Source organism: Candidatus Gastranaerophilales bacterium (genome assembly GCA_028696075.1).
Lineage (GTDB): Bacteria > Cyanobacteriota > Vampirovibrionia > Gastranaerophilales > JAILCC01 > JAQVHS01.
On sequence record JAQVHS010000005.1, the window covers coordinates 74,619 to 89,384 of the forward strand.

The following is a 14,766-nucleotide window of genomic DNA, read 5'->3' on the forward strand; positions in this document are numbered from 1 at the left end:
ATAATTGAATTTACGACATTACCATTGTAGTGATTTTTTAATTTTCTTCGTGGTGTAGTATTTCAAATACAGTTTTTAAAAAGTTTTTTTCCGAAAAATCTTTTTTAGATATAAATTCCTGTATGGCAAATTTTGTGCATTTTTCTCTATATTCTTTTGAATCAAAAGAAGAAAGAACTATTGTAGGGATGGAAATATTCTCTTTTTCAAGTTTTTCAAACAATTCCAATCCGTCCATTTCAGGCATTTCCAGGTCGCTGATAAGCAAATCGATTTTTTCATGCAAGAGTATTTTATATGCTTCTAACCCGTTCACTGCTTGAACTACAGTATATCCTGCGGATTTTAATATATTTTTTTCCAATGAAATAGTAGTAACAGAGTCATCTGCTATTAAAATTGTTTTCTGCTTTATTTTTTTGATAGGAATAGCAAGCATTTCCTTTGCTCGTGACAGTTCTTTGTTTTCGGTGGCGGATTTAATAATATCGCTTATGTTAAGCACCAGACAAACTTCGCCGCTGCTTAAAGACGCCACTCCCGAGATATTTTTAACTTTTATCAAAGGCGCATCGAGTCTTTTCTGCAAAATTTCTTCGGTTCCCGTAAATGTGTCCACTTCAAGAGCAAGCATATTATCCTCAAAATGTAAAAGAACTGCATTATATTTATCTTTTTCACTCAAAGTTGTATTTAGGGGATTAAGCAGTGCGGACAGATTTGCCAGAGGAACTGATTTCCCGTCGTGAATAATATATTCTTTATTTTCCCGCTTAATTATATCTTCTTTTTTTAACACCATGGCAGAAATAATAAAATTAGAAGGTATTGCAAAATTTTGGTTATCGGTTTTTATCAAAAATCCTTTTATCGTAGCTAAAGTAATAGGAATTTTTATCAAAATTTTAAACCCTTCTTCAGCTTTTGATTTTATTGAAACTTTGCCGTTAAGCTGGCTGATTTTTGTATGCACAACATCAAGCCCTACCCCTCTGCCGGAAAGCTCCGTTACGTTTTCTTCGGTAGAAAACCCCGGCCAAAATATTACGTTCATAAGCTGTGATTCGGTTAATCTTTCCAGCTCTTCTCTTGCTAAAATATTTTTTCTTAATATTTTTTCCTTAATTTTTTCCAAATCAAGCCCTCTGCCGTCGTCGGTAATTTCAATATTAATTGCATTATCTGAATAATAGCAGCTTAAAACAATTTTCCCTGTGGGGTTTTTACCTGTTGCAATTCTTTCTTCCGGCGTTTCTATCCCATGGTCCAGCGCATTTCTTATAATATGTATAAGCGGGGATTTAAGCTCTTCAATAATAGTTTTATCGGCGCTTGTTTCGCTGCCCGAGATGATTATTTCAGCCTGTTTATTGCTTGTTCGTGCAATATCCCTGACCATGCGCGGAAACATATGAAAAATAGTGGATAAAGGCAGCACCCGTATAGTCTTTACCATATTTTCAATTTCATCCACCAAAAAGTTAAGGCGGGTGTCATCATTTTGGAGAGTTCTTTGTAATAAGCTTGTTTCATCAATAAGCTCGTGGGTCTTTTCGTTTATTTTTTCAATATAGCTGCTAAAATTCTTGAGTATGTTAGTTCTGCCGGAGGTAAAGCTGTCAGAATAGAACTTTTTGTCAAAATATTTTATATAATTATATGACTTGATTACATCTTTTTGAATTTCCGTCATTTTTTTTATAACTTCGGCAATATGCTTAAGATGGCGTTTGTTTTTAATTTTCATAACAATAAGCTCTTCCACTTCATTTTCAAGCTTATCAAGTTTTTGGGTATCAACACGCAGTGTTTTAAATGTTTCTGCTTCATAGCCTTCAATAATTTCGTTGGTTTGGAGGAAGGTTGATTTGTTTGTTTTTATTATTCCGTTTGTTTCCTGAATTGCCGTTTGTTTAATGACTTCCTGTATTTGGTTGTCTTTATTCAACTCCAGCATTTGTTTAAGTATTGTAAGCCCCTGTTTAATTAATGTTATATCTTCCTCGGAGTTTTCATTATTCGCTATGGCAAATGCCGTATCTAAAGTCTTCTCTATTATTTTCACGGATTCCTGATCGGGAATAACTTTGAATTCTTTTATATATAACAGGATTTCTTTTACTAAAGAGAAAATCTCTTTAATTTCATCTTCTGCAACTTTTTTTGAAAAATCGTTCAGCAGCATAATTATTTCATTTACGGCTTCTGTTTGCTGATGTTTGTTATTTATATAAGCAACATTGTGCATTATAATTTTTATTTTGGCGTCATCTAAAACATCGGTAGTTCCGTTGGAATTCTGTTTAATTGTAACAGAATCATCTTCTTTTTTTTCTTTTTCAAAAAATTTAATCGGGTTTAATCCGAGGTTATGAGCAATGGAGTTTGATAATTTAACAAGATTTTCTATTTCATTTCCAAGCGTATAGTATATTTCCTCATTTTTTTGCTGTTGATATTCATTGGCTAAAGAGAAAATTTCCGACAAAAAATAATCCAGTTTTCTATTGTCAATATTAGAAGCAAATTCCTGAATACGGAACAATACGTTCAAGAAACTTTCCATTCTTTTATTCTGAAAATTCTTAATTAAAGAAGGTAAAAGTATTAATATATCAGCGAAAAGCTCGGGAGTTAAAATTCTTTCCTCAACTATTTGCGGCTCAGGCTTTTTTTTTTGAGTTAAAAGGTTGTTTTGAACTTCTTCAATTTCCTCGACAATCAAGTTGCTTAGAGGGTTTGGAACAGAAAGATTTTCCCGATTTATAGAGTTAATAATATCGGTTATACAATCAACCGCTTTGCAAAAAATATCAATAATAACAGAATCCAGCACAATTATGCCGTCTTTTGCAAGACCCAGTAAATCTTCCATCTTATGTGCGATAGTCTGGACGGAATCAGCATTAACCATTCTCGCAGAGCCTTTAATACTATGGGCTTCTCTAAAAAGCATAGAAATAAGTTCCATATTATCGGGTTCTTTTTCAAGGTCCAGCAGGCATTTGTCTATACTTGACAAATGTTCCAGCCCCTCTTCCTTAAAAATACGTAAAATTTCATCTAATTCTTCGGGAGAAAAATCCATTTAATGCACCTTATTTTTCGTCTACTTCCTCTTTTAGAGAATTGGAAATTTCCAATGTTTCTTTAACTACTTTAATCTTGTCCTGTAATTCAACGCTTGTTAATTCGAGGTTATTATTAATATTTTTTGTAGTTTGTGAAACATATTCCGCATTGTCTGACTGTACATTAAGCGAACTTACAATTCTGTAAATATCGTCAACCGTTTGGTTAATATTAACTTTTAATACATCAATATTTTCAGCAATTTTTTGGATAAGTTCGACCCCTATTTCCACTTCTTTAGAGCCTTCTTCTGCCGCCATTACCGTGGAGTTGGTAGCATTTTGTATTTCGCGAATCAGCTGAATGATTTTAGAGGTAGCTTGTTTACTTTCATCGGCTAATTTACGAATTTCGCTTGCCACTACTGCAAAACCTTTCCCATGTTCGCCTGCGCGCGCTGCTTCAACTGCCGCATTTAACGCAAGCATATTGGTTTGTTCCGCTATATCTTCAACCGTTCCTATATTATTGCCAATAAGCTGGGTCTGTTCCGATAATTCCAAAATTAACTCTGCAATTATTTGAATTTTTTGTTTGATGGTGTACATTTTTTCAATATTCTGTTTAACAAATTCCTGCTCTTTTGTTGATACCATGAGCGTTTTTTGTGATTTTTCAACAACATTTTGTGCAATTTCTTTTGAATCAAACGCGTTAGATTTCAGCCCTTCCGAATAAAGCAAAACTTCATCTACAAGTTTTTTATTCTTATCGATGAAATTCTCCTGCGACAGTACAACATCCAAAATCTCCGATGACACCAGTGATGAATTTACAATAACATTTTTCACATGTTTTGAAATTACCGTAGAAAAGATATGTTCTACATACTGAAGAAATAAAATAATTATCACAGCACAAACAGTAATCACCGCGGTTAAAACAATTCCGAATATATTGTAAAAAAATAAACTTGCTGCAATAAGCCCCAGCAAAAGCAATTGTGAAAACTTGATTAAAAAATTAACTTGTTTTCTTAAACTCATATTCAAAAACATTCTAGCTCCTAATTTTCCAAAACATAAATATAACAAAAGTATATTTTATTTAATCATACAACAATTTATCGCTTTTACTCAAGCTTTTATTATATAATTTATTATCAATGAAGGGAAATAACAAGAATGATTTTAGAAGGCGCTGCTTTATTAATAATAGCAAAATCAGACCCGGTTAAATATTTGCCGCAAAAAACCATGTATCCTTCAGGGGTTAAAGAAATAGATAAGTACAACCCTTATGCGAAGCCTGCAAGCAAAATGCCTTTATTTGCGCTTGAGCGGACTTTGGTCGACAAGGATAACCACAGCGTTTTGCCGGGTCAATATTTGGCTGCGATTTCTAAAGATAAAAAGTATATTATGCTTTTTGCAAACGACCAAGTTGAAGGGGTGTTTTTGATAGACAACTTTAACGTGCTTGAGAAACAATTAAAAGTGAACAGTGCGGTTTTGACGTTAAAAGCAAACGGTACCGTTGCCGAAATCAGAGTTTGTCAGGATATGTTTATTGCCACAGCGCAAATAAAACTTAACCCTTAAATGAAAAGGTATCGCAAATAAGCTTTTTGCCCTGTATTTTTCTTATATTCTTAAAGATAAAATTCAAAAATTTTGATTTTTCTGTTCGTTCAAGCTTTTTTAAAAGTACTGCTTTTTGTATCAAAAGTCTGTTATAGATAATATTAGCAATATCTGTTTGCAGTTTTTCCTTTCGCATTTGTTTTATGCGGTGATTCAAACACAAAATTTCTTTCTGCAAATTTTCTTTGGTATTATTCATATACAAAGCCTAAATAGTAATGGGAGTATTGATACCATTATATTAAGTGTGTTTTAAAACTTTTACTTCCTCTGAATAGCGGATTTTTGCAAGGCTGACCGAACAAGGCGAGGGAATGCCGTCCAAGTGAGGAGAGTGGTGAAATGAAGCCTTTTGCTTTAGCAAAATGGCGGAATGAAATCCAAGCTCTACGAACTGCAAAAATTCAAGAAGCGGATTTTTGGGAGGGTGCCGTGTGAGGCAAAGCCGAACCCAACCCGTAAGAGCAATAGCCGAATTGAACGGAAACTTTTTCGTCAGAAAAATGTTGGAGTGAAATGGCAGGCTATGCACGCCCAAAAATCCAAGACAAGTATCGTTTTGTGAGAGGGGTAGACGCGCTGAAAAGCTTTTGTACTATAATAATGTTTAACAATCGTTGAAAATTTAATACCTATTTTGGTGTCGGTGTGGCGGAATGGTAGACGCATACGTTTCAGAGGCGTACGAGGAAACTCATGGGGGTTCAAGTCCCCCCACCGACAATTTTAAAATAGACCTTCTAAAAGGTCTATTTTTATTTTCCTCATTGGGGTTTAAAAGTTCAAGTGTAAAACCTTAATTTCTTATTAATAATTTTCGTAAAATAAACCAACTAATGTATTTAAAAAGTGTTTCTTAAGAGTATAATATTTCATGTGGTACTGCTGAAAGGTGTCAATTTATGGAAGATAAACAAATTTCAGAACTTATAAGTGCCCCAAAAAAGATAATTAAAAATCCTAAAAAAGAAACAAAGTTGATTCAAGGTTCTTATAGAAATGATTTTGAACTTGCTCTGATTGATAATACAAAAGTAACATTCAAGGTTCATTTGCGTAAAAATAAAAAGTTTTCTGAGAATTTTTCAGTTATTTTGTCATATTTTGCCCCAGAACTTAATAAAGATATCTTTTTAGTACGATATAATGGCTCACATGGTATCCACAAAAATAAAATAATTGATGATGAAGTTTTAGGAAGTTTTCATATTCATAAAGCTACTTCAGAAGCTCTCAGAGAAGGTTATAATGCAGAATGTTGGGCTTTTGAATCAAATGACTATAAAACATTTGAAGAAGCTGTTACAAGATTTTGGCAAGATATGAATATACAAGACGATATAAATAAATTCTTTGGAGATTATAAAGTAGTACAATTGTTTTTATTTGAAGAACAGGAGTCACGATGATTACAATTGATGACGTTAAAAAATATATAAATACAGAAATAAAAATCAAGGAAAAACGTCCAAATATTTATCAAATTATAGCGCCATTTTTTCATGAAGACGGCGACATGGTTGAAATGTTCTTAGAAGTGAATCAAAACAATATGTTAAGATTTTGCGACTATGGTCTCACTGTAATGAAATTGTCATACTATTTAGAAGAGTTATCTAAAACTAATCAAAGGGTCTATAATGAGATATTAAAAGAAAATTCTCTTGACCAAGAAAATGGAAATATTTTCTTAGATACAGATTTAGATAATTTAAATACTGACTTTTTACATTTTGCCGAAACTTTGAGTAAAATATCAAGTTTAAAATATTTTGACTCTCATAGGCAAAAAAGCATATTTTACGATGTTCTTTCTGAATTGATTTCCGATTCATTTAAAGATATTAATGTAAAAAAAGACTTCGTACCAATAAAAGAGTATCCTGAGAATAAAGTTGATTACGCTTTTGAAGGCAAAGAACGGTCATTATATCTTTTTGGAGTCAAAGATAATAATAAAGCCTTAGATGTCGTTGCGTCTTGTTTAGAATTTAAACAAAAAGGCTCCAAGGCTCAAAGCGTTGTTGTTTATGATGATTTTTCAAAAATGAACTTAAGCACTAGAACTCTAGCCCGACTGCTTAGAAATACAGATAAACAATTTATGGATTTAACCCAATTTAAAGAAGAAGGACAAAATTATATATCAGGAATGATAGCTTAAAATCACTTTTTAGACTTTATAAGATCTTGCAATTTTTCAAAGAATAAAAAATTGTCTGGATTTCTGATTCCATTTAATAAATTAATGGCTAAAAGTTCAAACTTTGTCACCTCCGACAATTTTAAAATTTGATAAATTAAATTAATCCGACTTAGAACCCCGGTTGTGTCTTTCGCCACAACGGCGGTTGCCGATAAATCACCGGCTAAGGCTCATGCTTTAATAATCTTTATGTTACAATGCAGGCATGGATAAAAAAGTAAGATTAAATAAATATATAGCCTCCTGCACTGATATATCAAGACGTGCTGCGGATGAATTAATATCCCTGGGCAAAGTTAAAGTTAACGGCAAAATAGTGTCGGAACTCGGAATAACGCTCGGCGGCAAAGATACTGTAATAATAGACGGCAAGCCTATTGTGCCTCAAAAACATGAATATTATGCGTTTCACAAACCTGCGGGCTATATAACGACAAAATCAGACCCGCAAAAACGCAAAACCATTTATAATATACTTCCGGAAAGCTTGAAATCTTTAAACCCCGCAGGAAGATTGGATAAAGATTCATCAGGTTTAATAATTTTGACCAATGACGGTGATTTGCTTTTGAAATTAACCCACCCAAAAATAAAAGTGGCAAAGGTTTATAAAGTAACAATTAAAGGTAAATTAAGCCAGGGTGATATATACAAACTCGAAAACGGTATTGAAATTGAACCCGGCAAAGTTGCTTATGCGGAAGTTGAAATGCTTGAATACAAAAAAGGCATAAGCATGCTTAAGGTAACCCTTCACCAGGGCTATAACCGGCAAATCCGTAAAATGATGGAAAGCATAGGACATCCGATTCAGGCGCTTAAACGTATTTCACATGCGACAATCAATATTTCGGGGCTTGAAAAAGGTCAATATCGCAAGATAAATATTAAAGAATTGAAGAATTTAAATATATACTTAAACAAAAAAATGAATGATTTGTATAAAAAAGAAAAAAAATCATGCGCTGAAACTCAACTATAGCCGTATAATTGTATTTTATATGAACAAATGTTAAAATAATATAACATCTGAATACGCAGTATAGCAATTTTATATAACAGAATGTTTTTATTAAAGTATAAGAGATAACAAATTGTACAAAATACAGAAGAGGAGAAAAACATGGCTAGAGTACTTATTTCAATGCCCGACGAATTTTTAGAGAGAATTGACAGCGTTGCAGGAAATGAATCAAGAACACGCAGTGAGCTTATCAGAGAAGCACTTCGTTCTTATATTCATAAAGCAAGAGTTAAAGAAAGTGCTGTCGCTAACAAGAATGCAGCTATTTTAGAGTCGCTACTAGACTAAGAGCAAATTTTGAGGAATGGGAAAAGCCGCCGAATATTTCGGCGGCTTTTTAAATTGAGAAGATTACAAAAAAACTAATTTTTACATTTTAGTACTTAAGGGCTAAAACCAATTCAAATTCTTCTTTATATTGTTTAGCTTTTTTAGTTACATCTGTTAATTTTTTTTCGTCCTTAACGTAATTTTTAAGCAACGAATACTGCTCGGATGCTTTTTTAAGTCTGAAATATGCTAAATTCAACAGTGTTTCGAAGTTGTAAACTGCTTTATTTTCTTCAAAATATTCAACGACATCCTGTTTCAAGTCAAACAGATATTTTTCCAAATACTTACCCTGAAGGTCAGGTTTTTGCAAAAATGCATAGTTAAAGAAAGTTTCATACAATACAGAATTAGTATTAAATTCCTCATCAAAAATAATGTAGTTATCTAAATTGTCTCTAAAACTGTTTTTGGATTTTTGTGCTGTTTCAAGTTCGTTCATAATACCGCCCCTTACATGATTTTGTTACCCTTAATTTAATAAAGTCATTTTATGAAAAAAAATTGCCTTTTTATTTTAAATTGTAGTATCCATGCTCTCTAGCTGTTCTTTTGTAAGAGGTTCCGAGTTCTCACCTGTAATAAGAGCTGAAGTATCTTTATAATTTGCAAGGTAAATAAATTTATAGAGCATAAACGGATTAAACGAGCGGCTGCCTTCAGAGAGCATAATTTTAATTGCTTCGTGGGATTTCATTGCTTTTTTATAAACTCTTTCTGAAACAAGCGCATCATAAACATCGCAAATGGACGCTACCTGTGCGTACAGGTGTATGGCTTTGCCTTTTAAGCCGCCGGGATAGCCAAAGCCGCCGTATTTTTCCTGATGTTCAAGCGCTACTCTTGCTATATCTTCTTTAAGTTTTAATTCTTTCGTTATAATGTTATAGCCGTATACTGTATGATTTTTCATTTCGGTAAACTCGTCAGGGGTAAGTTTGTCAGGTTTATTTAATATAGCCTTTGAAACTTTCATTTTGCCTATGTCATGCAGCAAACCGCCCATAGCAAGGTCTTTGATATCTTCTTCGCTAAAGTTCAACATCATACCAAGCGCTGTTGCCATAGATGAAACGTTAATTGTGTGAGAATATGTGTAGTGGTCAAATACCCTCAGCTGCCCCATACATTCCGCTTTATCAAGTTTGTCTGATATTTCGTCAACAATAATATCTCTTGTCGCTTCGCATACGGACATATCGGGTGTTTTTTGGTCAAGTATTTTGTACAAAATCTTTTTAGTATTATCAACCAAATTATCGGTGATACTCTGGGGAATAATTGACTTAATTTCAGGTTCGCCAATCAATTCCATATCATCTTCCAGAAGCCGGCCTCTTTTTGCAACAGGTTTTATAAACAGCTGTTTATAATTCATTTGCATAATAATATTAGGGTTCAGTTTTAATCCCATAGGGTAGATAACTACACCGTTTTCATCATATATATCAACATCTAAAATAGTTTTGCCTACAAGCTCAAGGGGTGATATTCTTCTCATTTTTTTCCTAAAACAAAATATTTAATTACATTATACTCTAAATTAAAAAAAATAGAACAAACTGTTAATATTCTATTCCTTTACGGGCATGTATCCCTATATCCCAATAATGCTTGACAGGGTCAATGTTGGAAACCAAATGTGCCAGCTCTGTTATTTCTTCATTTGCTCTTCTGCCTGTTAAGACAATTTCCAGAGCTTTGGGCTTATTGCTGAGAAATTCCTTCATTTCTTCAACGGTAATTAAGTTCAAATCTATAGCTATATTAGCTTCATCCATTATTATCAGCTGGTATTCTTTAGATACTGCGGCTTGTTTTACAATTTCCCATCCTTCTCTTACTGCTTTTTTATCATCTTCATTTTGGTTGTTTGAATAAACTATTCTGTCCAATCCTGCTTGCACAATGGTTAATTGTTTTTTGAGTTTTGGGGATAATTCTCTTAATGCAAAAAGTTCACCGTAATCATCACCGCCTTTGGTAAAAAATACAATTAAGACACGCCAGCCCCTCCCCAGCGCACGCAGCGCCAAGCCTAAAGAAGCTGTGGTTTTCCCTTTTCCGTTGCCTGTGTATATCTGTATATAGCCTATTTCACTGAAATTAGGATTGATTAAATTATTATTTTCCATGTATATAGTATGAAAGATTATATAGTGAAATGCAACTATTTTTTGGCTGCGATGCTTAATAAAATTTTTGTTTGTTTTACAAGGCTTAACAGTTCTTTTGGGCGGTTAAAATCATATTTCATATAAACAGATGTAAATGCCGAGGTGTCTTTTTCGATTATATTAACTTTTTTCAAAGCTCTTTGATATTGCAAATTTTGTATATCAACAAGAGTTGAATTTACCTGTGCAATAATTGTATCGAAATCTTTTCTTTCTTTTGCACTCATATCATAAGCAATATTAGAGTACAAAGTCAGATTATCCTTAAAAGTATTTAGCATGCTGTATGCGCATTTGGGCTGATTGTAAGACGGGTTTGCCGCATTATCCGAAAAAATACCGTATTGAAGAAAATTGGCTTTTTTCTCATCCAGCTGTGCATAAGCAAATATGGTAGAGCCCAGCATTCCTTTTTCCTGTTCAATGTAGTTAAGCTGTTTAAGCATTTCAATTTCATCGACGTGTTTTAAGGCAATACCCGGATATATCAGGCATTTGGAACTAACTTCGTTTGTAAAACACTCAAGGTTTTTGGCAAGACTTTGAACGTTCATGGAGTAGGTCATAGGGTTTATAATATCAACCCAGTCATTTTTTGCCCAAAGCTCCCAATTTTGTCCTACGGTTTCACGTCTTTCCTGTTGGCTTTTGCCAAACACGGCACAGGAGATTTTGAGGTTAGGGTTTATTTTTTTTGTTTCATAATTAAAGCGCTGAACAAAGTTATCTATATTTTTTTCTTTCCATTGCATCCAGAGAATAGATGTTTCATAGTTGGTATTGAGCAATTTTTCGCCTGTAATATTTTCAAATTGTTCTACCGAATTGCTGTTTAATCCCATAAGGTTGCTTGAATTTTGGAAGGGATATCTTATATAATCAAGCTGAATGCCGTCCACCTGGTATTTGGCAACGATTTCTTTGCCCAGATTAAGCAAGAAGTTAACCCCTTCTTTATTGGACGGGTCAATCCAAAATTCGGGCTGGTTTTTGGGTCTTAGATTGCCGTATTCGCCGATTAATGCCCAATCGGGGTAATTGCTTAAAACAGGACCTTCAAAGTCTTTTGGTTTATTAATTATAGGGTTATGTCTGTCATTGCCTACCGCAAATACCCAAATCCAGGCATGAAGTTTAATATTGCGTTTATGAGCTTCCTCCACCGCCCATTTTAGCGGGTCTGAATTTATAGTTAAAGGGTTTTGGGCAGCCATTTTTGACGGAAAAATACTGTATCCTGCGTTATAGGTTTCTATATAAACGGTATTAATACCTGCCTGTTTAAGCTTTTCAAACACTTGCCCCATTTGTGCCTGGTTTTTTATATTAACTATGCTGCCTCTGTCCAGCCAAATTCCCCTGTGCTGGGCAGCTTTTAACGGTTTAGCGTAACAAATAGTATTTAAAATATTAGCATTTGCATTGTACAGATATGTTTTACACAAGTCGTAACTGCCTTTTTCGTAAGCATCTTGAGCAAGTATTTCGTTTATTTTTGAGCGCTGCGCCTGCTCTTGTGCATTGCATAAATCGCCGCTGTAGCATGAGATGTTGTTTGAATAATTATCTGCAACCTCTCTTGCCTCTTGCAGTTTTTTAAGGTCATTTTTGAAATCGGATTTTGTATAAACCACGGATTTTATAATTTGAGTTTTAGGCAGAATATACTCAAAAATATACTCCATAGATTTCGCGTTAAAGTTTTTATCGGCATCCTTACCCCAGCGCCAGCTGATAAAAACCCCGTCAGGGTTGAAGGATATCGCGCATTCATTCTTTTCTGTTTCATCAAATACCGCTAAAGCCGTTGTATTCCCTGTCAGAGATATTTTAGCGACAGTGGTGTTTTTCTCCAATTGGTTATCGCTAAGAGTTTTTTCCACCCAGTTAATTTCCTTTTTTTGAGCTGTTGTTTCAATACCTTCAACATTTACACCGATAATAGAAGCCAGTTTTTTAAAAAACTCCGGGTTTGAATCTTTGGCAGGGGTTATAAGAACCAGCTTTCCTTTTGAATTGACATACTCTTTCAGGGAATTATAATCATTGGAAGTCAGTTTATCATAGCAAGGAATAACCAGTACCTGCACGGATTTGATACTTAAAGACGACAGGTTCGCTTTGGGAATTAATACTGAATCTATGTTAGCAGCTTTAAAAGTTTCATTGAACGAACCATCGCAATCTAAAATTCCGACAGGAGCGGCGAGTACATAGGGTGAGGTCAAAAAAATAATAAAAACTGATATGACTTTTACAATTAATTTTATCATTTTATGCGGCTGCCTTCCAATGTCCTGTATACCTGCCATTTGTCCTGATTTTTAGAAAAACTTAATGCCGCGCTGTATTGGGTGGTATCTGCAAAATAAGGAATCGGGGTTTTTGTCTTTATTGTTATTGTATCTGTTGTTTCTTGCGGGCTTAAGATATTTTTTTCGTCTATAATCTGTTTTTCAAGCTCTTCTGTTTTTTCTTCCGTTTCATTAAACAGTACTATTTTTGCTCTTAAATCTTCAATATTTTTTGCTGACAGGTTTTTCACCTTGAATGTGAAGATTGCAAATACATCATCCTTTCCTTTGTCTTTTTTAAATTCAAGTTTTGCATCTTCAATAACTATATTGAAAAATTTTTCGCTGGCAGGAATTAAACTTTCTTCCAATATTTTTAATAGTTTTTTTGTGTAGTCTGCCTGGAATTCTTGCCCGTCTTTTTCAAAATAGTTGATAAAGTTAATTAAATTAGCTTTGGTTGCAAGCTTTTCTTCATGTGTTTTAGACAAAATAACCGCCTGCTTGAGGTAATTTACGGCAGCTGCAGGGTTATCTACCAAAAATACTATGGCAAGTTTGTTATTAGTTTCCGCCGTATTTTGATATTTTTCAATAATTTTTAAAATATTTGCAGCACCCTGGACATCACCGGACTGGAACTGCTTGTCGGCTATTTTATAGTAGTTATTTACAAGTTCTTTTAAAGCCGTATTATATTTTTTTTCATCATATTTTTTGTAATAAGTTAACGCTCTGTTAAGGTTTATAATTTTGTCTTCGGTAGAATCGCTTTTTTGCGCCATAAGAATATAAAAATCGCCTTTGGCTACGAAATTTTCTTTTTTATTAAGCGGCAGCATTTTCATCGCTTCTTCCGCCATATTAAGTTCATTTATTTCTAAATACAATTTTGCAAGTTCAATATAGTTGTCTGAATAATTTGGTGCAAGTCCTTTTGAACCAAAAAAATAAAATTTTGCACGGTCATATTCCTTTATTGCGCTGTAAGCCATGGCAAGCCGTGTCATTGCCTTATAATTATCAGGATTTTTATCAACCTCGGATCTATAATATTGAATTGCCTTTGGATAATCTTTAGCGGCAAATGCTTGCTCCCCTGCGGTTTGAATACCGGGTAAACTTTCATTTTGAATGATTTTTTTGGGCGGTTGTTTTTCACCGAATATTACATACAATGTAAAAAAACTGGTAAAGTAAATCAACACGAGGAATATAATCCTTAGTATAATTCTTTTTTTATTATATTTTTTCTTTTTTACGATTATGCTCATGGTTCAAAGTTTAGGTTTGTAATATATACATTTTCAACATGTTCAATTTTGCTGATTTCACTATACATATCAAGAATAGGGTCTTTTGAAACAACTTTTGTAACGAAATAAATTTTTTCTTTTCCCTGTTCCCTGTCGCTTTTTGTATGATTAAGTTCAACAATTTTCCTGAATTTTTTGCCTAATTTTGTTATAACTTCGTTTAAATTTGCACTGTCAACAACCAAGGTTGCCTTAATATTGGCGGTTTTTTGGGAAAGTCCTCTTAAGAAAGTAACCTCAAGATTTCTTATAAGAATAAGAACCATTAAAGTTAAAATCGTGGCAAAAACAGCAAGGGATATGGAACCTGCTCCTGCAGCCATTCCGATACTTGCGGTAGTCCACAAAGTCGCCGCCGTAGTAAGTCCGAAAACTGAAGGACCATGACGCAGCACTGTACCGCCGCCTATAAAACCTATACCCGTAAGTATTTGGGCGGCAATTCTGGCGGGGTCACCGTATGCTACCGGATTTCCGCCTGCGGAAATTGTAGGGAAAGCATAAATTGATAAAATAGTAAACACACAGGAACCTAAACAAACAAGTATGTGGGTTCTAAGCCCCGCAAATTTGCTTGTTATTTCACGCTCAATACCGATTGCAAAGCCCAAAACCAATGCCAATGTCACTCTCAACGCCATATCCGTATAGTATGCAGGTATGGAAGAAAAATCAAAATTAAATAAATCCATTGTTATACCGTA

At 33.9% G+C, this 14,766-nt stretch carries 14 protein-coding genes and 1 tRNA gene; 6 read left to right on the forward strand and 9 right to left on the reverse strand.

Annotated features, from left to right (window positions below):
- Window positions 1-37: 37 nt before the first annotated feature.
- Both PHX18_04870 and PHX18_04875 read right to left on the reverse strand, forming a co-directional pair.
- Complete coding sequence (locus PHX18_04870; GenBank protein ID MDD3593941.1) at window positions 38-3,088, reverse strand: hybrid sensor histidine kinase/response regulator; 3,051 nt, start codon at window positions 3,086-3,088, stop codon at window positions 38-40.
- Between the two features lie 10 nt (window positions 3,089-3,098).
- Window positions 3,099-4,130: a methyl-accepting chemotaxis protein gene (locus tag PHX18_04875; GenBank protein ID MDD3593942.1), complete on the reverse strand. Its 1,032-nt coding sequence runs from the start codon at window positions 4,128-4,130 to the stop codon at window positions 3,099-3,101.
- A 126-nt stretch (window positions 4,131-4,256) separates the two neighbouring features.
- Here PHX18_04875 and PHX18_04880 point away from each other — a divergent pair, with 126 nt between their 5' ends.
- Complete coding sequence (locus PHX18_04880) at window positions 4,257-4,673, forward strand: hypothetical protein (GenBank protein MDD3593943.1); 417 nt, start codon at window positions 4,257-4,259, stop codon at window positions 4,671-4,673.
- Here PHX18_04880 and PHX18_04885 read toward each other — a convergent pair.
- On the reverse strand, window positions 4,663-4,914 hold the full coding sequence (locus PHX18_04885; GenBank protein ID MDD3593944.1) for a hypothetical protein: 252 nt from the start codon (window positions 4,912-4,914) through the stop codon (window positions 4,663-4,665). The two genes, PHX18_04880 and PHX18_04885, sit on opposite strands and share 11 nt — an antisense overlap.
- A gap of 443 nt (window positions 4,915-5,357) precedes the next feature.
- On the opposite strand from PHX18_04885, the gene PHX18_04890 reads away from it, so the two are divergent.
- From PHX18_04890 to PHX18_04910, 5 genes are all read left to right on the forward strand, one after another.
- Window positions 5,358-5,438: transfer RNA gene (locus tag PHX18_04890), tRNA-Leu, on the forward strand.
- 179 nt (window positions 5,439-5,617) lie between these two features.
- The gene (locus PHX18_04895) at window positions 5,618-6,124 is read left to right on the forward strand and encodes a hypothetical protein (GenBank protein ID MDD3593945.1); all 507 of its coding nucleotides are present in this window, start codon (window positions 5,618-5,620) and stop codon (window positions 6,122-6,124) included.
- Window positions 6,121-6,879 carry a DUF1828 domain-containing protein gene (locus PHX18_04900; protein ID MDD3593946.1) on the forward strand — a complete coding sequence of 253 codons (759 nt, stop codon included), beginning with the start codon at window positions 6,121-6,123 and terminating at the stop codon, window positions 6,877-6,879. The genes PHX18_04895 and PHX18_04900 overlap by 4 nt, the downstream gene beginning before the upstream one ends.
- Before the next feature lie 247 nt (window positions 6,880-7,126).
- Window positions 7,127-7,903 carry a pseudouridine synthase gene (locus PHX18_04905; protein MDD3593947.1) on the forward strand — a complete coding sequence of 259 codons (777 nt, stop codon included), beginning with the start codon at window positions 7,127-7,129 and terminating at the stop codon, window positions 7,901-7,903.
- 141 nt (window positions 7,904-8,044) lie between these two features.
- Window positions 8,045-8,233 (forward strand): ribbon-helix-helix protein, CopG family, encoded by a 189-nt coding sequence (locus PHX18_04910; protein ID MDD3593948.1) that lies wholly within the window; start codon window positions 8,045-8,047, stop codon window positions 8,231-8,233.
- An 88-nt stretch (window positions 8,234-8,321) separates the two neighbouring features.
- On the opposite strand, the gene PHX18_04915 is transcribed toward PHX18_04910, so the two are convergent.
- The 6 genes from PHX18_04915 to PHX18_04940 form a co-directional block, all read right to left on the reverse strand.
- On the reverse strand, window positions 8,322-8,717 hold the full coding sequence (locus PHX18_04915; protein MDD3593949.1) for a hypothetical protein: 396 nt from the start codon (window positions 8,715-8,717) through the stop codon (window positions 8,322-8,324).
- Window positions 8,718-8,792: 75 nt separating this feature from the next.
- Window positions 8,793-9,776, reverse strand: a complete 984-nt coding sequence (locus PHX18_04920) for an HD-GYP domain-containing protein (protein MDD3593950.1) — start codon at window positions 9,774-9,776, stop codon at window positions 8,793-8,795.
- Between the two features lie 64 nt (window positions 9,777-9,840).
- Entirely contained in the window at window positions 9,841-10,410 is a 570-nt protein-coding gene (locus tag PHX18_04925; protein MDD3593951.1) for a cob(I)yrinic acid a,c-diamide adenosyltransferase, read from the reverse strand.
- Between the two features lie 35 nt (window positions 10,411-10,445).
- The gene (locus PHX18_04930; protein MDD3593952.1) at window positions 10,446-12,725 is read right to left on the reverse strand and encodes a family 10 glycosylhydrolase; all 2,280 of its coding nucleotides are present in this window, start codon (window positions 12,723-12,725) and stop codon (window positions 10,446-10,448) included.
- Complete coding sequence (locus PHX18_04935) at window positions 12,722-14,020, reverse strand: hypothetical protein (GenBank protein MDD3593953.1); 1,299 nt, start codon at window positions 14,018-14,020, stop codon at window positions 12,722-12,724. The genes PHX18_04930 and PHX18_04935 overlap by 4 nt, the downstream gene beginning before the upstream one ends.
- A complete protein-coding gene (locus PHX18_04940; GenBank protein MDD3593954.1) occupies window positions 14,017-14,754 on the reverse strand; it encodes an MgtC/SapB family protein in 738 nt (245 codons plus the stop codon). Before PHX18_04940 ends, PHX18_04935 begins: the two co-directional genes overlap by 4 nt.
- Window positions 14,755-14,766 lie beyond the last annotated feature (12 nt).